We start from the raw sequence: 24,595 nt of genomic DNA, 5'->3' as shown, positions 1-24,595 counted from the left end.
GGGTATCAACATATCTGGCGTTGACTTTTGGCACGCTGTTGAGTTCTCAAGGAACGGACGCTTCCTTTGTACTCACCCGAGAGACTCTCTCGCGGCTTTCCTCCGGGCGCTTCCCTTCGGTCTTGCGTTTCCGACTCTATCAGTGTTTTTCCGACTCTCTGGCCACCGTCCTGCGGGCATGCAGAAGGCGACCCCGAGATAGGATCTGACAAGTTGGGTGCTGCCGGGCAAGGACGCCAGGTTGCGTCGCTCATCCCCAAGCAGGAGTACGACTGTACACGGGGCCGAAGAGCAGGCGCAAATCGATTGGAGGTATGGTCTAGACCTCTAAGAGAGGGCTCTCATGCGGAACCGGATCTTCCTCTGACATACCCTGCTCAACAGCGCGCCGTCCTGGACAGGTCCAACGGCGCTCCTCTGAATCTCCACCCCTGGGAGGCTTCCCATGACCACCGTGACGTCCCCTCTTGCCGGACGCGTCATCGGACTGGCAGCCGTGCCGGATCCGGTCTTCTCCGGGGCCATGGTCGGCCCGGGCACGGCCATCGACCCCGTACGTGAGCCTTCCGAGGCTGTCGCGCCCGTGGACGGAGTCATCGTCTCGCTGCACCCACACGCTTTCGTCGTCGTCGACGAGCAAGGACACGGCGTACTCGTCCACCTCGGCATCGACACGGTGCAGCTCAACGGTGAGGGCTTCGAGCTGCTCGTGAACAAGGGCGACAACGTCACGCGCGGTCAGAGCGTGGTGCGCTGGAACCCGGCCGCGGTCGAGGCCGCCGGCAAATCTCCGGTCTGCCCGGTCGTGGCGCTGGAGGCCACGGCCGAGGCGCTCGCCGAGTTCCGTGAGGACGGCGATGTTAAAGCAGGCGACAGTCTCTTCCTCTGGAAGTGACATCGGCGCCGTCGCATGACGGTAAGTAGGGACAACCATCGCGGCGGCGGGACCCGCCGCACTATCGGAGACGGGTGAGATGGAGACAACTCTGCGAGGCGTCGGCGTGAGCCACGGTGTGGCCATCGGCGAGGTTCGGCACATGGGAACGGCGGTGCTCGAACCGCCTGCCAAGCAGATTCCGGCGGAGGACGCGGAGCGTGAACAGGGGCGCGCCCGCAAGGCCGTGGAAGCTGTGGCGGCCGACCTGATGGCGCGCGGCAATCTGGCGGGGGGCGAAGCCCAGGCGGTGCTCGAAGCGCAGGCCATGATGGCTCAGGATCCCGAGCTGATGGCTGACGTGGAGCGGCGTATCGCGGTCGGAAGTACGGCCGAGCGGGCGGTGTACGACGCTTTCGCCGCCTACCGGGCTCTGCTGGCCGGCGCGGGTGAGTACCTCGCGGGTCGGGTGGCCGACCTGGATGACGTGCGGAATCGTATCGTCGCCCGGTTGCTCGGAGTGCCGATGCCGGGTGTTCCGGACAGCGACGAGCCGTACGTCCTTATTGCGCGTGACCTCGCACCTGCCGACACGGCGCTGCTGGACCCGGCTCTGGTCCTCGGTTTCGTCACCGAGGAGGGCGGGCCGACCAGCCACAGCGCGATTCTGGCGCGGGCGCTCGGTGTTCCGGCTGTGGTGGCGCTGCCCGGCGCGGGTGAGATCGCCGAGGGCACGATGATCGCCGTGGACGGGAGCACGGGCGAGATCTTCGTGAATCCCAGCGACGAGAGGAAGGCGCGGCTGGAGGCCGAGGCCGCCGAGCGCAAGGCAGCGCTGGCCGCTTCGACCGGTCCGGGGGCCACCTCCGACGGTCACAAGGTGCCGCTGCTGGCCAATGTCGGTGGTCCGGCCGACGTGCCGGCTGCCGTCGAGGCCGGGGCTGAGGGTGTGGGGCTTTTCCGTACCGAGTTCCTCTTCCTCGACGACAGCAAGAACGCTCCTTCGGAGGAGAAGCAGGTCGAGGCCTACCGGCAGGTTCTCGAAGCGTTCCCCGAGGGCCGCGTCGTCGTGCGTGTGCTGGACGCGGGTGCGGACAAGCCGTTGGACTTCCTCACGCCGGCCGACGAACCGAATCCGGCGCTGGGCGTGCGTGGTCTGCGGACGCTGCTCGACCACCCCGAGGTGCTGCGTACGCAGCTGACGGCGCTGGCGAAGGCCGCCGATGGACTGCCGGTCTACCTGGAGGTGATGGCCCCGATGGTGGCGGACCGCGCCGATGCCAAGGCGTTCGCGGACGCGTGCCGTGAGGCGGGGTTGCAGGCGAAGTTCGGCGCGATGGTGGAGATTCCGTCGGCCGCGCTGCGGGCGCGGTCGATCCTGCAGGAGGTCGAGTTCCTGTCACTGGGGACCAACGACCTCGCGCAGTACACCTTCGCCGCGGACCGTCAGGTGGGTGCGGTATCCCGTCTGCAGGATCCGTGGCAGCCCGCGCTGCTCGACCTGGTCGCGCTGTCCGCCGAGGCGGCGAAGGCCGAGGGCAAGAGCTGTGGTGTGTGCGGTGAGGCCGCTTCCGACCCGCTGCTCGCGTGTGTGCTGACCGGTCTCGGTGTCACCTCGCTTTCCATGGGTGCGGCTTCGCTTCCTTATGTCCGGGCGACGCTGGCGAAGTACACGCTGGCGCAGTGTGAGCGGGCCGCGGCGGCCGCGCGGGCGGCGGACAGTGCCGAGGAGGCGCGCAGCGCGGCCCAGGCGGTGCTGTCGGGCGAGTAGGCGGGCCGGGCCTGCTGTCGGCCTTCGGTGAGGGGCGCTCCGCGCTGGGTGGAGCGCCCCTTTGGTGTTCAGTGGTGGTGCCCGGGCGTCTGTCCCTCGTCTGCGATGTCGGGCGGCGCGCAGTAGTCGACGTCCGATTCGGGCGAGATGAGGTCACCGGATTCGACGTCGGTGCAGTAGGCGTCGAAGACTTCTCCGGCCGTGAGGGGTTCGAGGCACTCGCCGCGCAGGCGCCAGCCGTAGATGCGGTCGGGGTTGCCGGGGGTGCTGGTGCGCATCACCAGTCCGCCCGGGCTCTGGGTACCGAGGGCGAGGGCCAGGACGGTGGTGAATTCGAGGGCTTCGGCCTCGTCGAGTTGGGTGGCTCCGTCGGTGTCCTCGTGGGCGTGGAGAACGGCGACGAGTGTTTCCGGCGTACCGGTGACGCTGCAGACGAGGTGTCGGTCGCCCGGCTGGGCCGTCTCGAGGATGCGGACGAGGACGTGGGAGGCGCGGACGAAGGCCGCGCGGCCGATGTCCTCCCCGCAGGAAGCACATGAACCGAGGCGGGCGAGCAGCGTGCTCGCGTATTCCCAGGTGGCCTGTCGGACCGCTTCGTCGACGAGGGCCGGTACGAGGTCGGCCAGAGGCTGGCCTTCGTAGGGGATGGCCGGGCCGGTGGTCGCGAGCTCGGCCGTGAAGCGTGTGCGGCTCGACGGGATGTCGGGGTCGAGGCCGGCGTCCGCACAGAACTCGGCGTATTCCTCCGGGTCGAAGAGAGCGACCGTGGTGTGGCTGCCTTGGGAGGCGCGTGTCCTGAGGAGATCTTCGACTTGTCGGAGGTAGGTCGTATGGTCGTCGAAGGTGAACGTGCGGTAGCGCCGCATCGCTCGGAAGTCGTGTTCGTCGGTCAGCAGGCCGATCGTGCCGGCGATTTCGCGGCGCAGGACGCGTCGCATGGTCTGGTGGTCGGTGTGCGCCATGTTTCCCCCTGTACGCAGTCGATCAATGCTCACTCACAGTAATCGGCGGCACTGACAATGGCGTCCCGCGGCGGTTGCGATGGCCGCGATGACAGCGAGTGGTCCCACGCTGCGCCGGATGGACCGGGCGAGGCCGTGGACGCCGGGGTAGGCGCCGAGTGAGGTGTCGGTGCCCGCGGTGGGACCCGCTGGGTGGCGGTGAGGGGTCCGCCCATGGCCGTGCCTCGCACCCCGCGAGGCCGCCGCGGGCCCGGTCGGCGTTGGCGACGGTTCGCTGGGCGGCCTGGTAGCGGACGCGGTCCGGTCAGCGACGCGGGTGGCGTAGAGCCTGGTGAGGACGTTCGCGGCGCTGTCGCCCGTGCGCTCCAGTGAACGCTGACCGGCGCAGGGCTGACCCGCTGGGTGCACGGGCGGACGGTGAGCAAGTTCCTGGGCACCGACCCCGCGGTGCGGCCCTGTGTGCGGCTGGTGGGTCGTGGCGGGGTGCGTTGTCGGTCTGTCTGTGGGCGTCGGTCAGGCGCGCTTGCGTGCCAGGTCCTCGTAGAAGTGGAGCAGGTCGAGGTTGTCGATGGAGCCCGGGTTGACGGCCTTCTCCAAGGGAGTGCCCTGGAGCAGGCGCTTCACGGGAACCTCGATGCGCTTTCCGGTGAGGGTGTGCGGGATGCCGGGGACCTCGATGATCTCGTCGGGGACGTGGCGGGGTGAGAGCTGTTCCCGGATGGTCTGCTTGATGCGGTTCAGGAGCGCCTCGTCGAGGACTGCTCCGGGGGCCAGGTGTACGAAGAGGGGCATCCAGTAGCCGCCGTCGGGCTGCTCGATGCCGATGACCAGGGATTCCTTGATTTCTGGAAGGCGTTCGACGGCTTCGTAGATGTCGGCCGAACCCATGCGCACGCCTTGGCGGTTGAGCGTCGAGTCGGAACGGCCGTGGATGACGACGGAGCCGCGTGAGGTGACGGTGATCCAGTCGCCGTGGCGCCACACTCCGGGGTAGGTGTCGAAGTAGCTGTCGTGGTAGCGGCTGCCGTCCGGGTCGTTCCAGAAGTAGATCGGCATGGACGGCATGGGATTGGTGACCACGAGCTCGCCGACCTCGTCGATCAGGGGTTTGCCGCTCGGGTCCCAGGACTGCAGGTCGGTGCCCAGCCCGGGCGCCTGGAGCTCGCCGATGTACACGGGGAGGGTTGGTACGGCTCCTGCGAAACAGGAGCACACATCCGTGCCGCCGCTGACGGACGCGATCCACAGGTCGTCGCGGACCTCGTCGTGCAGCCAGCGGAACCCGTCGGGTGGGAGGGGCGATCCGGTGGTGGCGACGCACTGGACCTGGGAGAGGTCGTGGTCGCGGCCGGGGTGCACGCCGGCCTTGCGGCAGGCCATGACGTACGCGGCCGACGTGCCGTACAGCGTGGCCCGGGTCCGTTCTGCGACCCGCCACTGGGCGCCTGCGTCCGGGTAGCCGGGGCTGCCGTCGTAGAGGACGATCGTCGTGCCGGTGAGGAGGCCGGAGACGAGGAAGTTCCACATCATCCAGCCGGTCGACGTGTACCAGAAGAAACGGTCCTCGGGACCGAGGTCGCAGTGCAGTCCGAGCTGTTTGAGGTGCTCGATCAGGATGCCGCCCTGGGACTGGACGATGGCCTTGGGCAGGCCGGTCGTGCCGGAGGAGTAGAGCACCCACAGGGGGTGGTCGAAGGGCACCTGTTCGAAGACTGGATCCACGTCGGCGCTCGTCAGGGCCGACCACTCCAGGGCGCCATCGGGAGCTTCGGTGCCGAGGAGGGGGATGTGGACGACGGCGCGCAGGGTGGGCAGTTCGCGGCGCAGTTCGGCGATGGTGTCGCGGCGGTCGTGCTCCTTGCCGCCGTAGCGGTAGCCGTCGATGGTGAACAGAACAACCGGTTCCACCTGCTGGAAGCGGTCGAGGACGCTGCGGGCGCCGAAGTCGGGAGCGCAGGAGGTCCAGACGCCGCCCACGGCGGCCGTGGCGAGGAAGGCGACGACGGCCTGCGGGATGTTCGGGAGATAGCCGCTGACACGGTCTCCGGGGCGTACGCCGAGGGCGCGCAGCTCGGCGGACAGGGAGCCGACCTGGCGGCGCAGCTCGGACCAGGTCACCGGGCGCGACTCGTGGGTTTCGTCGACATACAGGAGTGCCGGTTGGTACGTACGGGTCTCGCTCGCGCGCAGGGCGTGCTCGGCGTAGTTCAGGGTCGCGCCGGGAAACCACTGGGCGCCGGGCATCGAGCGGTCGGCGAGCACGCGGGCGTAGGGGGTCGAGAACCGTACGTCGAACCATTCCGTGACGGCTTTCCAGAATGTGTCCAGTTCGTCGACGGACCAGCGGTGCAGTGCGGCGTAGCCGCCCTCGGACGGGGCGCCGTGGTGCTCGGCTGCCCAGGCCTGGAACCTGGTGACCTGTGCCTGGGCGATGCGTTCTGGATCGGGGTGCCAGAGCGGCTGGGGGTTCACGGTCGACATGGGGCGGCTCCCGGACTGTGCGCGTCGTGTGCGTCCTCCGCGCACGGGCTGGATGTGCGCGTGACGCGGCTGACACGGACGATGCCATGTGATCGACTCCTGCACCAGGGTGTGCCCCACATAGTCCGTGTCGTGAAGATGTGGTCCCAGCACGGGTGAACGGCAGCTGAACGACACGCACGCGTGGCGTCGTCGATGACAGGCTGAGCAGCATGGATGGTCGTGGCCTGATGCGTTCGGTGAAGACGGTCGGTTCGGCAGGGGCGGCCCGGGGGTTGCGTACCGTTCGCGCCGCGTGGCGCAGGAGGCGTGCCGATGCCGCGGGGCTGCCGCAGCGGGGAGCCGAGCTCGCGCGGGTACCGGGGCCCGTGCGGGAGGTCGAGCCCGGGCCCGGGGGCGGCGTCGTCCGGTTCAGTCGCTCCGAGCTGCGGATCGCTGTGGCCGCCAACGGGGCCGTCTTCTGGGGCTGGGACGGAGCCGGTCCCGAGCCGTCGTACGCGCTCGCCGGACGCTGCCCGGAGCCGGACCCCCGGGCGGTGCTGGAGCCGGACAAGGACGGCGGCTGGCGGGTGGTGGCGGAGCGGGTGACGGTCGTCGTCTCGCGGCACGGAGCGGTCGAGGTGCGTACGCCCGGTGGTGTGACCTTGCGCCGGGATCTGCCGCCCCGGTGGTGGGAGCCCGCGGGCGGCGGCCGGGCACGCTGGATGCAGCGGTCGGAGGTGGCCGCGGACGCGCGGTTCTTCGGGCTCGGGGGGCGGGCTTCGGGCCCCCGGCTGCGGGACGGGACGTACCGGCTGTGGAACACCGACCCGGGGCGTCCCTTCGGCCCCGGCGAGGATCCGTTGTACGTCACCATGCCCGTGCAGCTGGTGGTCGCGGATGCGGCCACGCATCTGGTGTTCCACGACACCTCGTGGGACGGCACGGTGACGCTGCGGGAGGGCGAGGAGGGCGCCGGATCCGGGCACGACCGGGCCGGCACGTCCGAGCTGCGCATGGACGGCGGTCCGCTGCGCTGCTGGCTGATCGTGGGCACCCCCGCGCGCGTGCTGCTCGCTTGGGCCTCTCTCACCGGTGCGGCCGCGCTGCCGCCCGCGTGGGCGCTCGGGCATCATCACGCGCGGTGGGGGTTCGGCAGTGAGCAGGAGGTGCGGCGGATCGTTTCGGGCTATCAGGAGCGTGGTCTGCCGCTCGACGCGGTCCATCTGGACATCGACCACTACGACGCCCACCAGGTGTTCACCGTCGACCAGGAGCGCTTCCCGAAGTTGCCGCAGCTGGCCGAGGAGCTGCGGCGGGAGGGGATCCGGCTGGTATCGATCGTCGATCCTGCGGTCAAGGACGCCCCTGGGAATGCCGTGTTCGACGGCGGGATGGACGAGGACGTGTTCGTGCGGGACGCGGCGGGACGGCTCGTGCGAGGCGTCGTGTGGCCCGGTGATGCGGTGTATCCGGATTTCACGCACGCGCGCGTGCGGCGGTGGTGGGGGCGCCTCTACGAGGAGCGGCTGGCCCAGGGCTTCTCGGGCTTCTGGCACGACATGAACGAGCCCACCTCGTTCACCGCGTTCGGGGAGTCGACGCTGCCGCGGTCGGCCCGGCACTCGTTGGAGGGTCGCGACGGTGACCATCGCGAGGCGCATAACGTCTATGGGCTGTGCATGGCCCAGGCCGGCTACGTAGGGCTGCGCGAGCTGGCGCCTCAGGAGCGGCCCTTCGTCTTCTCACGCTCCGGCTGGGTGGGCATGCAGCGCTACGGGGGCACGTGGTCCGGTGACGTGGCCACGGGGTGGCCCGGGTTGCGGGCCTCACTGTCGCTGGTCATGGGGCTGGGGCTGTGCGGGGTGCCGTACTCGGGGCCGGACGTGGGCGGCTTCGACGGGAGTCCGTCGCCCGAGCTGTATCTGCGGTGGCTCCAACTGGGCGCGTATCTGCCGCTCTTCCGCACGCATGCGAGTCTGCGGGCCGGGCGCAGAGAGCCGTGGGAGTTCGGTGACGAGGTGCTGGAGCACGCGCGCGTGGCGCTCGTCGAACGCCGGCGGCTGCTGCCGTACTTCGTGACGCTGGCGCATCTGGCCCGGCGTACGGGAGCGCCCTATGTGCGGCCTCTGTGGTGGACGGCGCCCGAGGATCGTGCGCTGCGTGACTGTGAGGACGCCTTTCTGCTGGGCGACTGCCTGCTGGTGGCGCCGGTGCTCGACCCGGGTGCGGACCGGCGGGCGGTGCAGTTGCCGCGGGGGCGGTGGTACGACACGGTGACGGAGAAGGTGTACGAGGGTCCGGCTCAGGTGCTCGTGGACGCCCCCTTGTCGCGGATTCCGGTGCTCGTACGCGCGGGTGCCGTTGTGCCGGTACGCGGAGACGAGGGTGGGCTGGAGCTGGAGGTGTGGGCGCCCGCCCTGGGACGGACCGGGGGCGGGCTGGTCGTGCCGGACGCGGGCGACGGCTGGGACGAGCCGGAGATCGAACGCTATGTCACCCGCTGGGACGGTCGGCAGGTGGTGGTCGAGCGGGAGGGGGAGGACGGCGTGAGCGAGCCGCCTCACCCGGTGCGGGTACGAGGGCTCGGGGCGAGCTGAGGTCAGATGTACCGGCCCTCGAACCATGCCCGTACGGCCAGGGTGTGCAGCGGGAAGGCGAGCTCTTCCGGCCTGCGCAGCAGGTGGCGGCCCTCCGTCTCGTCCGTGGCGGCGGAGGGCGGCAGGCCGTCGGCCGGGCGCTCCGGCAGGAGCCCGAAGAGCAACAGGTGTCCGTCGGGCGAGCTCATCGCGTCGACGAGCCGTACGTCGCGGCTCGCCGCGTCGATGCCGGTCTCTTCCTTGAGCTCACGGACGACGGCCTGTCGCCAGTCCTCACGGTCGTCGATGTAGCCGCCGGGCAGTGCGGTGCCCCCGCGCGCGGGGGCGATGGTCCGGGTGATGACGACCAAGGCGGTGCCCTGTGTGTCGTACACGGGCTGGAGGGCCACCGCGACCGGGAGCGGATTGCGGTAGGCCACGGTGGCGCAGGCCGGGCAGGTACGGGGCCAGCCGGAGACGCCCTCTCCGTAGGGCGCTCCGCAGCTCGAACAGTGGGTGCCTGGCCCGGAGTTGTGGGTGGAGTGCTGAGATTCGGACACGCGCGGACTGTATCCGATCACTGGAAGGGCGTCTTCCGGGGGCTGCTCAGTGTTTCCCTGTGAGGGACTTCGAGGACACCGGGAAGTCGAAGTAGGTGTCGGGGTAGGGCTCGGGTTTGTACGTGTAGTGCCACCACTCCTCGGCGAGATTGACGAATCCGAGGCTCTCCAGGGTGCTCTTGAGCAGCAGTCGGTTGGCGCGCTGTGTGCCTTGGACGCGTGGGTCGATGGTGTGCGAGAGGGTGTCGAAGCAGTCGAATCCGGTGCCCATGTCGACGGAGTTGTCCGGGAATCGTTCCTCCTTGGGTGCGTAACAGGGCACCAGCGGCTCTCCGGGCAGGTACGGCCTGGTCGGCTTGGCGGGGAGCTTCACGATCGTGAGGTCCATGGTCGAGCCGCGGCTGTGGCCGGATTTCTCCGCGATGTAACCGTCCTCGAACAGACGGCTCTTGTCGACGTTCGGGTAGAACTCGCCCTTCATGGCTTGGTCGTCGAGGTCCTGGGCCCAGCGGACGAAGTGGTTCACGGCGCGCTGCGGCCGGTAGCAGTCGTACACCTTGAGGGTGTAGCCCTTGCGGAGCAGTTTCAGCTGCGCCTTGTGGAGCGCATTCGCGGCCGGCCGGGTGAGGATGCACAGGGGCTGCTGGTAGCCGTCGATGCGCTCGCCGACGAAGTTGTGCGGGGTGAAGTAGCGCATCTCCTGGATGATCGTCGGATCCACGGCTCTCAGGGCCACAAAGTCTGCGGGCGCCTTGGGCTCGGTGTGCCCCCGGGCGGTGGTGGATGCGGCGGTCATGGCCAGCAGGGCGGCGAGCATGGTGACCAGCCCGCGTACTGCGCCGGAGAGTCGTGTCATGTCCCCTGCATCTATCAGAGGCGCGTTCCATCAGGGAAGCGATCGGATGCAGTTCGCCTCCGAACGGAGGACTGCGACGGGTGCCCTGCCCATGGAACGCCACCCGTGGCACACTTCTGACGTTCCGTCAGATAGGCATCGGGGAGGAACCTTGTCGCGTGCACGTACGCCTGTGGTTGCCAGGTGGTTCGCCGGCGACGGAGGCGATTTCCGGCTCCTCGGCACACGTTGCTCGGCGTGCGCCTCGGTCTTCTTTCCCCGCGAGGACGCCCACTGCCGCAATCCCGGGTGCTCCGGCGGCGATCTGGAGGAGGTTCCGCTCTCGCAGCGCGGGCGCGTCTGGTCGTACACGGACAGCCGCTACCGCCCGCCGTCACCCTATGTGACCGATCCGGAACTTCCGTGGGAGCCGTACACGTTGATCGCTGTGGAGCTCGAGGCAGAACGGATGGTGGTACTGGGACAGGCGGTCCCCGGGATCACTGTCGCCGATCTGGCGGTGGGCATGGAGGTGGAGCTCGTGCCCGGCGTGCTCCATGAGGACGCGGAGACGGTCTGGACGACCTGGCAGTGGCGGCCGACGGGGGTGACGGCGTGACAGGAGAGGTGGCGGTGCTCGGCGCGGGCATGCACCCCTGGGGCAAATGGGGTCGCGGTTTCGTCGAGTACGGAGCGGTGGCAGCCCGCGCGGCACTCGCCGACGCGGGACTGGACTGGCGGGAGGTCGGCTCGATCGTCGGCGCGGACACCGTGCGCGGCGGCTATCCGGGGTATGTGGCGGGGGCGACGTTCGCGAAGGCGCTGGGCTGGCAGGGGGCCCGGGTCGCGAGTGTGTACGCGGCGTGCGCGTCGGGGGCGCAGGCCGTCGACATCGCGCGCGGGCAGATCCTTTCGGGCCTCGCGGACGTGGTGCTGGTGGTGGGCGCCGATGCCGCGCCGAAGGGCTTCTTCCGGCCCGCGGGTGGTGATCGGCCCGACGACCCGGACTGGCTGCGCTTCCGGGTGCTGGGAGCGACCAATCCGACGTACTTCGGGCTGTACGCGCGACGGCGGATGGCCGTACACGGGGACACACCGGAGGACTTCGCTCAGGTCAAGGTGAAGAACGCCGCCGTGGGCGCGCTGAATCCGTACGCGCGCTACCGCAAGCGGGTCACCGCCGAGGAGGTCGCCGCCTCGGCGGTGGTCGCCGATCCGCTGCGGCTGCTCGACATCTGCGCCACCTCGGACGGAGGCGCGGCTGTGGTGCTGTCCAGCATGGAGTTCGCGCGCCGGCGCGGGGTGGCCGACCCGGTGCGGATCAGGGCCGTGTCCACGGTGACGCCGCGTTACCCGAACACCGTGCTGGATCTGCCGGACATCGCGACGGACTCCGCGGTGGCGGCCGAGCCCGCCGCCGGGACGTACCGGGCGTCGATCGCGCGCGCCGCCTACGACGAGGCGGGTATCGGGCCCGAGGATCTGTCCCTCGCCGAGGTGTACGACCTGTCCACCGCCCTGGAGTTGCAGTGGTACGAGGATCTCGGGCTGTGCGGGGAGGGCGAGGGGGCGAAGCTGCTCCGGGAGGGTGCGACGGCCCTGGGTGGGCGAATACCGGTGAACACCAGTGGCGGGCTCGCCTCCTTCGGAGAGGCCGTTCCGGCGCAGGCGATCGCCCAGGTCTGCGAAGTGACCTGGCAGTTGAGGGGCGATGCGGGTGACCGGCAGGTCGCGGGGGCGCGCGTGGGCATCACCGCGAACCAGGGGTTGTTCGGGCACGGATCGGCGGTGATCGCGGTGCGGTGAGGATCCGGGGTCCGGGACGGGGCCGGATCGCCGTGGCCGGGCGGGCCAAGGGCGTGTCGCGAAGGGGCCGGGCGGGAGCAAGGGCTTTCTCGTACGCTGCGTGACCAACCCGGAATCGTGCGTGAACGTCTCATGAACTGGGCCTGGGCGTGCGCCGACAGCGCCATCATGCTCCCGTGCACTCCTGGACGGACACTCTCCGCTTCGCCTTCCAACCGGTGGTCAATCTGACGACCGGCGGGGTCGCGGGTTTGGAGATACTCGCCCGGCCGGAGACCGGCGACGTGCTGGCCGAGGCCCGTCGGGATCCCGAAATCGACGGTCGGCTCGCTGTGCTGGCGGTTCGTACGGCGGCTCGCCGGGAGACGCTGTTGCCGCTGCACGTCAACGTGTTCGCCGGCACCCTCGCCGATCTCGGCGGGCTGACTCCGCTGCACGACGCCGTGCGCGCGGTGGGGCGGCTGCCCTGGGAGGTGACGATCGACATCGGCCCGCCGTACACACACGTGCCCCAGCAGGCACTGCTGGAGGCGGTCGCCGGGCTGCGAGAGCAAGGCTTCCGGATCAGCGCGGACGGCGTCGGAGACGGGGACGTACCCCTGCGGCTGCTCATCGATCTCGCGCCCGACCTGGTGAAGCTGGACGCGTCGCTGCTGGCGCGGTCGCCGGCGGTACGCGCGATGCGGACGCTGTGCGACGAGATCGGCGCGCTGCTCGTCGTAGAGGGCGTGGAGACCGAGTTGCAGTGCGCGGCCGCGCTGTCGGCGGGTGCGCAGCTGGCGCAGGGCGAGCTGTTCGCGCCGCCGTCCCGGCTGCCCGCCGCAGACGTATACGTTCCGCCCCGCTCCGCCGACGCCGTCGGGACGCCTCGCTCGGGGCCGTCGGTGCGGGAGTTCGTACGGCCCGCGGCGCTGCTGCCCGCCACCGCGTCCGCAGGTCAGGTGCGGGCGCTGCTGACCGGCTCGCCCGACGTGTCCGGGGTGCTGCTCGTGGACCGGGACGGCGTGCCGGTGCGCTCGGTGCACCGGTCCCGCTTCCTGCTGTCCATGTCGGGACGCTACGGGCATGCCCTGTACGCGGATCGCCCCGCCGCCAAACTCGGCGACCCTCCCCGGACGGTGGGCGTCGACGCCACCGCGTGGGAGGTCCTGGACGTGGTGGCGGTGGGCGACCGGGACCGCACGTCGGACGACGTGGCCGTGGTCGACCGGTACGGCCGGTGCGTGGGCGTCGTACGGCTCGCGGATCTCGTACGGGCGCTGGCCGAGAGCCGGGTCGAGGAGGCGGCCGGGCTCAATCCGCTGACCCGGCTGCCGGGTTCGGACGCGATCACCGGCGAGGTGGACCGGCGGATCGCGGACGGGCGGGCGTTCGCCCTGAGTTGGCTGGACGTCGACCACTTCAAGCAGGTCAACGACGGGGCGGGGTTCGCGGCCGGCGACGAGTTGATCCGGTCGGTGGGGCGGGCGCTGCAGCATGCCGCGTCCGGCAGTACGCGCGTGGGCCACATCGGTGGGGACGACTTCCTGGTGCTGGCTGATCCGGAGGGTCTGGATCCGCTGGCCGCTTCCGTGTTGGACGTCCCCTGGGCGGCGGGAGGGCGTCCCGTCACGTTGTCCCTGGCCACGGTGTTGTGCATGCCGGGCAGTGTGACGGACCACCGGGAGGCGGCCGCCTGTCTGGCGCCGCTGAAGCAGGCCGCGAAGGCGTTGGACGGAGCGAGTTGGGTGCTGGGCCGTGCCGGGCTGGCCGGGCACGAGGTCCGTCGTGGATCGGGGGCGGCAACCGCGCGGGCGGGGTAGGCGGGGCGAACGCCAGGTGGACAGCCGTTGGCTCGGGATGCTCGGCGTCGAGACGGCCGCCTTCGAGCGCGGCCTCCGCGACCTGGCCCAGCTCGATCGAAGCTCCCGGCCAAGCCTGTCTGCCGGCTCCTGCGCGTCCGCGGCCTGTTCCTCGACGATCCGGAGTTCTCCCCGGGGCACCGACCTGGCGTGGATCGAGCCCGCCCGCGCTCCCCTGCCGGCCACCGTGGCGGGCGAAGTCGGCGTGTCGATGGGTGCGATGCGCGGTCAGCGCCGCCGCGAAGGGGAGCGCCGGGGCTGGGACGGCATCGGCCGCCACCTCTTCTGCCTGCAGCCGACTCTCACCGCCTGGACGCCGGACGGGATGGCCTGCCTGAGTGTGGCTGCACACCGACGTTCTCTTCCTCGCCTACGGCACTCGAAGCTGGGCGCGGCTCTCTGCGCCACACCCTCTGCCTGAAGCCGGCCGGGAGCTCGGCGGTGAGGCCCGTACTGCATGGGAGGTCAGCGCCTTCGGCGCTTCGGCGGAGATGCCGATGCCGGTCTCGCCATCACGCCGACGGCGGCCGGAGGCGAGCTGTCGCCGTGGCCGATCCGGCGGAGCGGACCTGGATCCGGTCTCCGGCGAGGAGGGCCGGGCCGCGGCCGTCTGCGAGCGGCTGGCGTTGCGCACGCGCACGGGGCGGCGTCAGGCCCCTGTTGTTGAGCGTGACAAGCGCCTGACCGTGCAGCCCTTCGGCAACGTGAACCGCAGCGCTACTCGATCACGTGCATAGGGCGAGCAGTTCACGGGTGTGTCGCTCAGCGCGGAGACGCGGCGATCCGTACGCGGTGGCTGTCCTTGTCGGAGAGGAACGACGCCAGCGCCCGCCCCTCCTCGGCGACGGTGGAGCGGTCGGCTCGGGAGAAGCGGCGCAGCGGGGTGACGATCACGGTGCCGGCCTCGACGCTCCAGGTCGCGGCGACCCGGCCGTCGACAAGGACGACGCGAGCGCCGGCGACCGACAGGCCGCGGTGGGCGTCGTCGACGATCCGGCTGCGGTCGTGGTAGCCGAGGAGCGCGTTGTCGAACGCCGGAAGGAACCGCACCGGGGCGGGTGTGTCGGGGTCGGGGCGCGGCTCGTCGGGGAGGTCCAACAGTTCCCGGCCTCGCTCGTCGCGGAAGGTGACCAGTTCCTCGCGTATCGCGGCGATCGCGGCCGGCAGCCCGGCGAGGCCGCACCAGGCACGCAGGTCGGCCGAGGCGGCGGGGCCGAACGCGACCAGATAACGCCGTACCAGCGCCTGGCCCACGGGATCGGAGCCGTCCGGGGACGGCGGGTCGATCTCGCGACCCAGCCAGGACGAGAGCAGGACGTTGCGCACTCCCGCCCTCGTCCGCCAGAGCCCGCGCGGCGGCAGCTGCGCCACCGGGACGAGGGCGGCGATCAGCATTTCACCCAGCGCCCGCGGCCCCGGTGTCGGCCAGCGCCCGGCGAGTGCCCGCGCGAGCTCGGTCATCGAGCGCGGCTCGCCGTCGGCCATCACCGCCCGGCCCGCCGCCGCGAGTTCGTCGAGATCCACCCCGTCGAGCTCGCGGCGGTACACCCCGAGCACCCGTTGACGCAGCATGGCGTCGTGGCGTGCCCGCCAGGCCAGAGCGTCCCCGGCGGTGACGAGGTGGACGGTGCGGCGCATGAGGTGGGTCCGCACCACGCGCCGCCCGATCAGCAGGTCCGAAAGCACCGACGGGTCGAACACGCGCAGCCGGGACCAGAGCCCGACGAACGGTTCCTGCGGTTCCTGCGCTTGCAGACCGCCGAGGTGCGCGACGGCGTCGAGGACCGGTACGTCGGCGCGATCGAGCAGCAACTGCCGGGCCAGCGTGGCGCGGCCCAGCGCCCGGGTGTCGAGAACGGTCATCGGGGCCATGCCTCGGCGCGCTCGTGGATACCGGTCCGCCCCAGCTCGCGCGTTTTCACGGTGACGCCTGCCCTGCAATTCCGTACAAGCCTTCAGGTCAGGACCGGACGGTCGGCGCACGGCCGCCGCCGGGTCCTGGTTCACCGCGTCCGGCGCGCAGCGCCGGGTCGGGGCGGTGGCCCGATCTGGTCGACATCCGTCACCGGTCAGGTGGACGCCTGCCCGTCGAGCGCCTCGCGCAGAATGTCCGCGTGCCCGGCGTGCTGGGCGGTCTCGGCGAAGACGTGCATCAGCACCCGGCGCACGCTGTGCACCGATCCCGGCTCGTGCCAAGGCGCCTCCGGCAGCGGGTGTGTCGCCGACAGGTCGGGGACGGAAGCGATGATCTTCTCGCTGCGGGCGGCGAGCTGCTCGTAGCTCTCGACGATCCCGGCCAGCGTCTCGCCGGGCAGCATCCGGAAGTCGTTCTGGTGGTCGATCATCCACTGTGGGATCTCGCGTGCGGTGCCGGCCGCGAGGTCGGCCCAGGTGACACGGCCGGGCAGGTCGTAACGCATCGCCGATGGACCCTCGAGCACGAAACGCATCCACGCTTCCTCCATGGACGCGACGTGCTTGATCAGCCCGCCCAGGCACAACGCGCTGACCGTCGGATACTCACCGGCCTGCTCGTCGCCGAGCCCGCGCGTCGTGTGGGTCAGGGCGGGATCGCGCGGTCGCTAGCGCGGCGAGCAGATCGGCCCGCTCGCCGTCGAGAGTGGAGGGAGCCGTGGTGGTGGCGGTCACGATGATGGAGTCCTTCTGATCGGTCTTGTTGTCCGGCACGGGACCACAGTCACAGGGGAAGCGGTCAGGGAGTGGCCGCTTCTCAAGGCAATCTGGGAATCATGCCGAAGACATCAGCGCGACTGCTGTCACTGCTCTCCCTGCTCCAGGCACGCCGGGACTGGCCGGGGGCGCTACTGGCCGAGCGGCTGGCGGTCAGCCCGCGTACCGTGCGCCGCGATGTCGACCGCTTGCGCGAGCTCGGCTACCCGATCGTGGCCACCAAAGGCCCCGACGGTGGGTACCGGCTCGACGCCGACGCGGAAATGCCGCCGCTGCTGTTCGACGACGAGCAGGCCGTCGCCCTCGCCGTCGCACTCCGGATCGCCACCACCACCGGCGCCGGCATCGAGGACGCCGCGGCACGTGCGCTGACCTCCGTCCGACAGGTCATGCCCGCACGGCTGCGCCGCCGGATCGACACGCTCCAGGTCACCGCCGTCGAACGGCCCACGACCCGGCCGAGCCCACAGGTCGACAGCAGCGTCCTCATAGCACTCAGCGCCGCCGTCCACGCCTGCGAAGTGCTGCGCTTCGACTACACGCCCACATTCCCACCCCGAGCCACCGAGAACGGCCGGACCGAGCCCCCCCTCCGCGCCGGGTGCAGCCCCACCACCTCGTCACCTGGGGCGCGCGCTGGTACCTCGTCGCCTGGGACCTCGACCGCGAGGACTGGCGTACCTTCCGCGCCGACCGGATCACGCCCCGCACCCCTGCAGGGCCGCGCTTCACCCCGCGCGAACTGCCCGGAGGCGACGTCGCCGCCTTCGTGGCCGGCAGGTTCCAGGGCTCCGACGGCTCGGGCCACTGGCCCTGCCGCGGCGATCCTCGCCCTGCCCGCCGCCGACGTGTCCGGTTACGCCCACGACGGAGTCGTAGAGGAACTCGGCCCGAACCGCTGCCGACTCGTCCTTGGCTCGTGGTCATGGCCCGGACTGGCCGCCACCATCGGCATGTTCGACACCGACATCGAGGTCGTCGGCCCGGCCGAGCTCAAGGACGCCTTCGCGCACATGGCGCGCCGCTGTGCCGACGCCGCAACCGGCGCACCCACCACGCCGCCGCCGATCCACTCAACCCGTCGCACGTCGACGCCTCGGACCGAACCCAGCGCGTCCAACTCCCGCAGATGGGCCAAGCGCTGCTTGGACTCACCCAGCGTAGGCAGCTTACCGACGTCTTGAGCCGGTCGAAGTCACCGCGTCTGAAGGTCGGTTCGACCAGCAGCAACCGGACCAGCCCGGTGCGGGCGGACCGATCCGGGCGTACGCATGCCCAACAACCGTTGCGTCGGCGACCTTGACGCTCCCTGGACGCAGGTGAACACTTCCGGTGTCAGTCGGCATCGCCGTACATTCTCGGCGTATTCAGGCACTGCGCCGCGCGGGTCCACCTGAGCCGAGGCCCGTACCCCCACGGGCGATTCGGCTACGACGGCACGCTCGTCGCGGACGCCGGGCGGGGCGCGGGATTCTCCCTGCCCTCGGCTGTTCGCCAAGGGAACCGCACCCTGCACGGAGGACCGGGGCCGAGCGTCCCGGGCCCGGGCCTAGGAGCCGCCATGAGCAATGGAGACATCTTCGTCGGCGAAGTCATCGGTACCGCGATCCTGATCCTTTTCGGCGCGGGCGTCTGCGCCGCCGTCACCCTCAGATACTCCAAGGCACGGGCCTCGGGGTGGATCGTGATCGCGTTCGGCTGGGGATTCGGCGTGCTGGCGGGCGCGTACACCGCCGCACCCCTCTCGGGTGGGCACCTTAATCCGGCCGTGACCCTCGGCATCGCCGTCGACACCGATGAGTGGGGCAAGGTCTGGGTCTATCTGCTGGGCCAGATGGTCGGGGCCATGCTCGGCGCCGTCCTGTGCTATCTCACGTACTTCGCCCAGTTCCAGGCCAATGTCCGGCAGACGGGCACCACCAAGGGCACGGCGGAGGAGCCGCTTCCGACGCTCGGCATCTTCTCCACCATCCCGGAGATCCGGAATCCGGTCGCCAACCTGATGACGGAGATCATCGCGACCGTCGGGCTCGTTCTGCCGATCCTCGCCTTCGGCCTCACCAAGGGGCTGGGCGAGTCCGGAACCCAGGTGCTGATCGTCGCGCTCCTGGTCGTCGGCATCGGCCTCTCCCTCGGCGGACCCACCGGCTACGCCATCAACCCGGCGCGCGACCTCGGCCCACGCATCGTGCACACCTTCCTGCCGATCCCCAACAAGGGGACCTCCGACTGGAGTTACGCCTGGATCCCGGTCGTCGGCCCACTGATCGGCGGAGCGCTCGCGGGTCTCATCTACAACGCGGCTTTCTGAGCCGATCTCCAAGTCGATATCCGAGCCGATATCCGAGCAGTCTTCTGAACCCAGCCCAAGGGGTAGCCATGACGGACAACGCCGAGAAGTACGTCGCCGCAATCGACCAGGGCACCACCTCCAGCCGCTGCATCGTCTTCGACCACAACGGCGCCATCGTCGCCGTCGACCAGCGCGAGCACCGCCAGATCTTTCCCAAGCCAGGCTGGGTGGAGCACGACGCCACCGAGATCTGGTCCAAGGTGCAGGCGGTGGTCGCCGGGGCGATCGCCAAGGCCGGGCTGCGCGCCGACCAGCTCAGCGCGCTCGGGATCACCAACCAGCGCGAAACGACGGTCCTGTGGGACCGCGCCACGGGCAAGCCCGTGCACAACGCGATCGTGTGGCAGGACACGCGCACCGCGGCACTGTGCAACCAACTGGGTGGCGCGGACGGGCAGGACCGTTTCCGCGAACAGACCGGGCTGCCGCTGGCCAGCTACTTCTCCGGCCCGAAGGCCGCCTGGCTGCTCGACAACGTGCCCGGGCTCCGGGCGCGGGCCGAGCGCGGCGAGATCGCCTTCGGCACCATCGACTCCTGGCTGATCTGGAATCTCACCGGCGGCACGGACGGCGGCCGGCACGTCACCGACGTGACCAACGCAGGGCGCACCCTGCTGATGAACCTGGAGACCCTTCAGTGGGACCAGTCCATCCTGGCCGCGATGAACGTGCCCGAGGCCGTCCTGCCCGAGATCAGGTCGTCCGCCGAGGTGTACGGCACTGCCGTGGGCCAACTCGCGGGCGTACCGGTCGCCTCCGCGCTGGGCGACCAGCAGGCGGCCGTGTTCGGGCAGGCCTGCTACGACGTGGGCACGGCGAAGAACACGTACGGCACGGGCAGCTTCCTGCTGCTCAACACCGGCAACCGACCGGTGTCGTCGAAGAGCGGGCTGCTGACGACGATGGGCTACAAGATCGGCAGTGAGGCACCTGTGTATTGCCTGGAGGGGTCGATCGCCATAACGGGCGCGCTGGTTCAGTGGTTCCGCGATCAACTCGGCATCATCCGCACCGCCGACGAGATCGAGCCGCTGGCGGCGAGCGTCGAGGACAGCGGAGGCGCGTACATCGTGCCCGCGTTCTCCGGCCTGTTCGCGCCGTACTGGCGCTCCGACGCGCGCGGCGTCGTCACCGGCCTCACCCGGTACGTCACGAAAGCACACCTCGCGCGCGCGGTGCTGGAGGCGACGAGCTGGCAGACGCGTGAGGTCGTGGACGCCATGTTCCAGGACTCCGGGGTGCGGATCACCACCCTGAAGGTGGACGGCGGCATGACGAAGAACAACCTCCTCATGCAGCACCAGGCGGACGTCCTCGGCGTGCCGGTGATCCGGCCCAAGGTCTCCGAGACGACCTGCCTGGGCGCCGCCTACGCGGCCGGCCTCGCCACCGGCGTGTGGAACGACCTGGACGAGCTCAAGGCGCACTGGCAGAAGGACGTCGAGTGGACGCCCGCGATGGAGGCCTCGGTGCGCGACCGCGAGTACCACAACTGGCGCAAGGCCGTGGAGAAGAGCTTCGGTTGGCTGGAGGAAGGCGACAACTAGGCGGCACCCACCGGGCACGCGCGCGTGCGTGGTGCCACGGACCGCGGCTCGTACCCCGGTCGGCGGGGGTACGGGCCGCCCCCGTGTCACGTCGTGACGGTCTGGCGGTGCTCCGCGGCGTACGCCATCGCGTGCTGGACGACGCCGACGAGGACCTCTTTGACGGACTCCCGGTCGCGGGCGTCGCACAGCAGCAGCGGTACGCCGTCGTCGAGGTCGAGGGCCTGACGTACGTCGTCGACCGGATAACGGGCGGCTCCCTCGAAGCAGTTGACGCCGACGAGGAAGGGGATGGACCGCCGCTCGAAGTAGTCGACGGCGGCGAAGCAGTCCTCCAGACGGCGGGTGTCGGCGAGCACCACGGCACCGAGCGCGCCCTCGGAGAGCTCGTCCCACATGAACCAGAACCTCTCCTGGCCGGGCGTGCCGAACAGGTACAGCACGAGGTCCTCGCGCAGCGTGATACGGCCGAAGTCCATGGCCACGGTGGTGGTGTGCTTGCCTTCCACACCGCTCGTGTCGTCGACCGGGCGTCCCGCCTCGGTGAGCAGTTCCTCTGTGCGCAGCGGCCTGATCTCGCTGACCGCGCCGACGAGTGTGGTCTTGCCCACGCCGAAGCCGCCGGCCACCAGGATCTTGAGCGTGACGGGCTCGACCGGGGGCTTGCCGCGCTCAGAACGCCCGAAGATCATCGTTCTCTTCTCCTGCTTGATGGGGGTCGGGGGACGGTGGCCCGTAGCCTCCGCCGCCGGGGGTTTCGATGACGAGTACGTCGCCGGGGCCGACGTCCGTCGCGTCGCGTCCGCCGAGTTCGGTGACCGTGCCGTCCGCGCGCTCCACGCGGTTGGCGCCCAGGGCACCGGGTTCGCCGCCCGCCATGCCGTACGGAGGGACCCGGCGGTGCTGGGACAGTGTGGAGACGGTCATGTGCTCGTGGAACCGGATGCGGCGTACCGCGCCGTCCCCGCCGCGCCATCGTCCGGCACCGCCGCTGCCGCGCCGGACGGCGAACTCGTCGAGCTGTACGGGCAGTCGCCACTCCAGGACCTCGGGGTCGGTGAGCCGCGAGTTGGTCATGTGGGTCTGCACGACGGGCGCGCCGGGAAAGCCTTCGCCCGCGCCGGATCCGGAGGCCACGGTCTCGTAGTACTGGTGGCGGTCGTTGCCGAAGGTGACGTTGTTCATCGTGCCGGAGCCCTCGGCCTGGACGCCGAGCGCCGCGTAGAGGGCGCCGGTGATGGCCTGCGAGGTCTCGACATTGCCCGCGACGACGGCGGCCGGGGGTTCGGGCGCGAGCATGGAGCCGGGCGGCACGATGATGTCGAGCGGGCGCAGACAGCCGTCGTTGAGCGGGATGTCGTCGGCGACCAGGGTGCGGAAGACGTACAGGACCGCCGCGTTGACCACTGCGAAGGGCGCGTTGAAGTTGGTGGTCAGCTGGGGTGAGGTGCCCGTGAAGTCGACGGTCGCGGAGCGCTTTTCGCGGTCCACGCGCACGCGTACGCGGATGACGCCGCCCGAGTCGGTCTCGTAGGCGTACTCGCCGTCGTCCAGGGCGTCGATGACCCGGCGGACGGCCTCCTCGGCGTTGTCCTGGACGTGCTTCATGTACGCCTGTACGACATCGAGGCCGAAGTTCTCGATCATGCGGGCGACTTCGTCGACGCCTTTCTGGTTGGCGGCGATCTGGGCGCGCAGGTCGGCGAGGTTGGTCTTCGGGTTGCGGGAGGGGTAGGGCGCCTCGGTGAGCAGGCGGAGGGTCTCCTCCTCGCGGAAGCGGCCGTTCTCGGCAAGCAGCCAGTTGTCGAAGAGGACGCCTTCTTCCTCGATGGTGCGGCTGTTGGCCGGCATGGAGCCGGGGGCGATGCCGCCGATCTCGGCGTGGTGGCCGCGGGAGGCGACGTAGAAGAGGATCTTCCGGTCACTGTCCGTGGTGCCTGTACCGAAGACGGGTGTGATGACCGTGACGTCCGGCAGGTGCGTGCCGCCGTGGTACGGATCGTTGACCGCGTAGGTGTCTCCCGGCCGCATCCGGGAGCCGCGGCGCCGGATGACCTCCTTGACACTGGTGCCCATCGAGCCCAGGTGGACGGGGATGTGCGGGGCGTTGGCCACCAGGTTTCCGTCCGGGTCGAAGAGGGCGCACGAGAAGTCCAGGCGCTCCTTGATGTTGACGGACTGGGCGGTGGACTCCAGGCGGGCGCCCATCTGTTCGGCGATGGACATGAAGAGGTTGTTGAAGACCTCGAGGAGAACCGGGTCGGCTTTCGTGTCGAGATCGGAACTCTGCGTAATCGCCGCGCGTTCCATGACCAGATGCCCGTCGTCGGTCGTCGCGGCCCGCCAGCCGTCGTCGACGACGGTCGTCGCACTGGCCTCGGTGATGATCGCGGGGCCGGTGACGGTCTCGCCGGGGGGCAGCTCCTCGCGGCGGTGGAGGGGTATGTCGCGCCAGGCGCCGCCCGTGTGGAGGCGGACGGTTTCGGGGGCGGCGGAGTGGCCCTGGTAGGTGGCCAGGGCAGAGAGATCGGGGGGTTCGGTGATGCCGGTGGCTTCGACGGAGAGGGCTTCGACGACGATCGGTCGGTCGAGCGTGAAGGAGTACGTGGCGCGATGACGTTCTTCGAAGGTGTGCCTCATCGTGTCGGGCTCGGTCAGCTCGACGGTGAGGGTGGTGTCGGTGCCGTCGTAACGGAGCTGGGCGCGCCGGGTGACCTCGATGCGTTCCTGGGGGACGTCCTCGGCGAGGAGTTCGGCGCGGGCGGCGCTCTCCAGATCGTCGGCGGTCTTGAGGACGCCGGGCATGGAGGCGGCCTCCAGGGGCGCCTCGACGGACTGTTCGCGCATGGCCGTGGTATCGGCGAGGCCGATGCCGAGGGCGGACAGGACACCGGCCATGGGAGGCACGAGGACGGTGCGGATGCCGAGCGAGTCGGCGACCATGCAGGCGTGCTGCCCGCCCGCGCCACCGAAGGTGGTGAGGGCGTAGCGGGTCACGTCGTGGCCCTTCTGGACGGAGATCCGCTTCACGGCGTTGGCGATGTTGGCGACGGCGATCTGCAGGTAGCCCTCGGCGACCTGCTCGGGGGTGCGGTCGTCGCCGGTCCGCTCGCGGATCTCGCGCGCAAGGGCGGCGAAGCGCTCGCGGACGAGTGCGTCGTCGAGGGGCTGGTCGCCTTCGGGGCCGAACACCTTGGGGAAGTGGGCGGGTTGGATGCGGCCGAGCATGACGTTGGCGTCGGTGACGGCGAGCGGGCCGCCGCCGCGGTAGCAGGCGGGGCCCGGGTCCGCACCCGCCGAGTCCGGCCCTACGCGGTAGCGGGAGCCGTCGAAGTGCAGGACCGAGCCGCCGCCGGCCGCGACGGTGTGGATGTCCAGCATGGGCGCGCGCAGCCGGACGCCGGCGATCTGCGTGGTGAAGACGCGTTCGTATTCGCCCGCGAAGTGCGAGACGTCTGTGGAGGTGCCGCCCATGTCGAAGCCGATGACGCGGTCGAAGCCGGCGAGCTGCGACATGCGGGCCATGCCGACGATGCCGCCTGCGGGCCCGGAGAGGATCGCGTCCTTGCCGCGGAACTGCCCGGCCTCGGCGAGACCGCCGTTGGACTGCATGAACATCAGCCGCACGCCTTCGAGCTCGTCGGCGACATGCCGCACGTAGCGGCGCAGCACGGGCGACAGGTAGGCGTCGACGACGGCGGTGTCACCGCGCGGGACCAGCTTCATCAGCGGGCTGACCTCGCTGGACAGCGAGATCTGCGGGAAGCCGATGCGGGCGGCGAGCCGGCCGATCGCCTGTTCGTGGGCGGGGTGGAGGTGGCTGTGCATGCAGACCACCGCGACGGCGCGGATCCCGTCGTCGTATGCCTCCTGGAGGGGGCCTGCGAGGGAGTCCGGGTCGGGGGCGCGCAGGACGGTGCCGTCGGGGGCGATGCGCTCGTCGGCTTCGACGACGCGTTCGTAGAGCAGCTCGGGGAGTTCGATGCGGCGGGCGAAGATGCGCGGGCGGTTCTGGTAGGCGATGCGCAGGGCGTCGCGGAAGCCGCGGGTGATGACCAGCAGGGTCCGCTCGCCCTTGCGTTCCAGGAGGGCGTTGGTGGCGACCGTGGTGCCCATGCGGACGGCCTCGACCGGGTCCGGGGAGTCGGCCAGCAGTTCCCGGACGCCCGCGACCGCCGCGTCGGAGTACCGCGCCGGGTTGTCCGACAGCAGCTTGTGCGTCAGCAGACGGCCGTCCGGGCGTCGCGCCACGATGTCCGTGAAGGTGCCGCCCCGGTCGACCCAGAACTGCCAGCCTGTCACGTCAGTACCTCACT

General features: G+C 70.4%; 16 protein-coding genes and 2 pseudogenes. 10 read left to right on the top strand and 8 right to left on the bottom strand.

Annotated features, from left to right (window positions below):
• Nucleotides 1-445: 445 nt before the first annotated feature.
• Together CLM62_RS37565 and ptsP are read left to right on the top strand one after the other, a co-directional pair.
• Nucleotides 446-895 carry a PTS glucose transporter subunit IIA gene (locus CLM62_RS37565; RefSeq protein WP_095754371.1) on the top strand — a complete coding sequence of 150 codons (450 nt, stop codon included), beginning with the start codon at nucleotides 446-448 and terminating at the stop codon, nucleotides 893-895.
• Nucleotides 896-974: 79 nt separating this feature from the next.
• A complete protein-coding gene (gene ptsP / locus CLM62_RS37560; RefSeq protein WP_095754370.1) occupies nucleotides 975-2,645 on the top strand; it encodes a phosphoenolpyruvate--protein phosphotransferase in 1,671 nt (556 codons plus the stop codon).
• Nucleotides 2,646-2,713: 68 nt separating this feature from the next.
• On the opposite strand, the gene CLM62_RS37555 is transcribed toward ptsP, so the two are convergent.
• Together CLM62_RS37555 and CLM62_RS37545 are read right to left on the bottom strand one after the other, a co-directional pair.
• Complete coding sequence (locus CLM62_RS37555; RefSeq protein ID WP_095754369.1) at nucleotides 2,714-3,607, bottom strand: hypothetical protein; 894 nt, start codon at nucleotides 3,605-3,607, stop codon at nucleotides 2,714-2,716.
• Between the two features lie 513 nt (nucleotides 3,608-4,120).
• The gene (locus tag CLM62_RS37545; protein WP_095754367.1) at nucleotides 4,121-6,088 is read right to left on the bottom strand and encodes an acetoacetate--CoA ligase; all 1,968 of its coding nucleotides are present in this window, start codon (nucleotides 6,086-6,088) and stop codon (nucleotides 4,121-4,123) included.
• Between the two features lie 212 nt (nucleotides 6,089-6,300).
• Here CLM62_RS37545 and CLM62_RS37540 point away from each other — a divergent pair, with 212 nt between their 5' ends.
• Nucleotides 6,301-8,667 (top strand): TIM-barrel domain-containing protein, encoded by a 2,367-nt coding sequence (locus CLM62_RS37540; protein ID WP_095754366.1) that lies wholly within the window; start codon nucleotides 6,301-6,303, stop codon nucleotides 8,665-8,667.
• Between the two features lie 2 nt (nucleotides 8,668-8,669).
• Here the strand turns inward: CLM62_RS37540 and CLM62_RS37535 are convergent, their stop codons facing one another.
• Nucleotides 8,670-9,206: an NUDIX domain-containing protein gene (locus tag CLM62_RS37535; protein WP_095754377.1), complete on the bottom strand. Its 537-nt coding sequence runs from the start codon at nucleotides 9,204-9,206 to the stop codon at nucleotides 8,670-8,672.
• A gap of 46 nt (nucleotides 9,207-9,252) precedes the next feature.
• Nucleotides 9,253-10,062 carry a M15 family metallopeptidase gene (locus tag CLM62_RS37530; RefSeq protein WP_095754365.1) on the bottom strand — a complete coding sequence of 270 codons (810 nt, stop codon included), beginning with the start codon at nucleotides 10,060-10,062 and terminating at the stop codon, nucleotides 9,253-9,255.
• 172 nt (nucleotides 10,063-10,234) lie between these two features.
• Here CLM62_RS37530 and CLM62_RS37525 point away from each other — a divergent pair, with 172 nt between their 5' ends.
• The 4 genes from CLM62_RS37525 (at nucleotide 10,235) to CLM62_RS37510 (ending at nucleotide 14,109) form a co-directional block, all read left to right on the top strand.
• The gene (locus tag CLM62_RS37525) at nucleotides 10,235-10,660 is read left to right on the top strand and encodes a Zn-ribbon domain-containing OB-fold protein (protein ID WP_095754364.1); all 426 of its coding nucleotides are present in this window, start codon (nucleotides 10,235-10,237) and stop codon (nucleotides 10,658-10,660) included.
• Nucleotides 10,657-11,847 carry a lipid-transfer protein gene (locus CLM62_RS37520; RefSeq protein ID WP_095754376.1) on the top strand — a complete coding sequence of 397 codons (1,191 nt, stop codon included), beginning with the start codon at nucleotides 10,657-10,659 and terminating at the stop codon, nucleotides 11,845-11,847. Before CLM62_RS37525 ends, CLM62_RS37520 begins: the two co-directional genes overlap by 4 nt.
• A 176-nt stretch (nucleotides 11,848-12,023) precedes the next feature.
• Nucleotides 12,024-13,649, top strand: a complete 1,626-nt coding sequence (locus CLM62_RS37515) for a GGDEF domain-containing protein (protein WP_095754375.1) — start codon at nucleotides 12,024-12,026, stop codon at nucleotides 13,647-13,649.
• 16 nt (nucleotides 13,650-13,665) lie between these two features.
• The gene (locus tag CLM62_RS37510; protein ID WP_143659215.1) at nucleotides 13,666-14,109 is read left to right on the top strand and encodes a hypothetical protein; all 444 of its coding nucleotides are present in this window, start codon (nucleotides 13,666-13,668) and stop codon (nucleotides 14,107-14,109) included.
• A 341-nt stretch (nucleotides 14,110-14,450) separates the two neighbouring features.
• On the opposite strand, the gene CLM62_RS37505 is transcribed toward CLM62_RS37510, so the two are convergent.
• Nucleotides 14,451-15,551, bottom strand: a complete 1,101-nt coding sequence (locus CLM62_RS37505) for a winged helix DNA-binding domain-containing protein (RefSeq protein WP_095754374.1) — start codon at nucleotides 15,549-15,551, stop codon at nucleotides 14,451-14,453.
• Nucleotides 15,552-15,757: 206 nt separating this feature from the next.
• Nucleotides 15,758-16,337: pseudogene (locus tag CLM62_RS37500) on the bottom strand (DinB family protein).
• Nucleotides 16,338-16,438: 101 nt separating this feature from the next.
• Here CLM62_RS37500 and CLM62_RS37495 point away from each other — a divergent pair.
• The 3 genes and pseudogenes from CLM62_RS37495 to glpK form a co-directional block, all read left to right on the top strand.
• A pseudogene (locus tag CLM62_RS37495) lies at nucleotides 16,439-17,419 on the top strand (helix-turn-helix transcriptional regulator); the annotation flags it as partial.
• 521 nt (nucleotides 17,420-17,940) lie between these two features.
• On the top strand, nucleotides 17,941-18,690 hold the full coding sequence (locus CLM62_RS37490) for an MIP/aquaporin family protein (RefSeq protein WP_095754362.1): 750 nt from the start codon (nucleotides 17,941-17,943) through the stop codon (nucleotides 18,688-18,690).
• Nucleotides 18,691-18,758: 68 nt separating this feature from the next.
• Nucleotides 18,759-20,279 carry a glycerol kinase GlpK gene (glpK, locus tag CLM62_RS37485; protein WP_095754361.1) on the top strand — a complete coding sequence of 507 codons (1,521 nt, stop codon included), beginning with the start codon at nucleotides 18,759-18,761 and terminating at the stop codon, nucleotides 20,277-20,279.
• Nucleotides 20,280-20,365: 86 nt separating this feature from the next.
• Here the strand turns inward: glpK and CLM62_RS37480 are convergent, their stop codons facing one another.
• Both CLM62_RS37480 and CLM62_RS37475 read right to left on the bottom strand, forming a co-directional pair.
• A complete protein-coding gene (locus CLM62_RS37480; RefSeq protein ID WP_095754360.1) occupies nucleotides 20,366-20,971 on the bottom strand; it encodes an ATP/GTP-binding protein in 606 nt (201 codons plus the stop codon).
• A complete protein-coding gene (locus tag CLM62_RS37475) occupies nucleotides 20,952-24,581 on the bottom strand; it encodes a hydantoinase B/oxoprolinase family protein (RefSeq protein ID WP_095754359.1) in 3,630 nt (1,209 codons plus the stop codon). The genes CLM62_RS37480 and CLM62_RS37475 overlap by 20 nt, the downstream gene beginning before the upstream one ends.
• Nucleotides 24,582-24,595: the final 14 nt, after the last annotated feature.

Source organism: Streptomyces sp. SA15, assembly GCF_002291145.1.
Lineage (GTDB): Bacteria > Actinomycetota > Actinomycetes > Streptomycetales > Streptomycetaceae > Streptomyces.
The sequence above is the reverse complement of the archived record's forward strand: the minus strand, read 5'-3'. Positions and strand labels throughout refer to the sequence as shown.

Coding starts and splice junctions, on each gene's coding strand:
- CLM62_RS37565 (WP_095754371.1), top strand. CDS start 446: ATGACCACCGTGACGTCCCCTCTTGCCGGACGCGTCATCGGACTGGCA.
- ptsP (WP_095754370.1), top strand. CDS start 975: ATGGAGACAACTCTGCGAGGCGTCGGCGTGAGCCACGGTGTGGCCATC.
- CLM62_RS37555 (WP_095754369.1), bottom strand. CDS start 3,607: ATGGCGCACACCGACCACCAGACCATGCGACGCGTCCTGCGCCGCGAA.
- CLM62_RS37545 (WP_095754367.1), bottom strand. CDS start 6,088: ATGTCGACCGTGAACCCCCAGCCGCTCTGGCACCCCGATCCAGAACGC.
- CLM62_RS37540 (WP_095754366.1), top strand. CDS start 6,301: ATGGATGGTCGTGGCCTGATGCGTTCGGTGAAGACGGTCGGTTCGGCA.
- CLM62_RS37530 (WP_095754365.1), bottom strand. CDS start 10,062: ATGACACGACTCTCCGGCGCAGTACGCGGGCTGGTCACCATGCTCGCC.
- CLM62_RS37505 (WP_095754374.1), bottom strand. CDS start 15,551: ATGACCGTTCTCGACACCCGGGCGCTGGGCCGCGCCACGCTGGCCCGG.
- CLM62_RS37490 (WP_095754362.1), top strand. CDS start 17,941: ATGAGCAATGGAGACATCTTCGTCGGCGAAGTCATCGGTACCGCGATC.
- glpK (WP_095754361.1), top strand. CDS start 18,759: ATGACGGACAACGCCGAGAAGTACGTCGCCGCAATCGACCAGGGCACC.
- CLM62_RS37480 (WP_095754360.1), bottom strand. CDS start 20,971: ATGATCTTCGGGCGTTCTGAGCGCGGCAAGCCCCCGGTCGAGCCCGTC.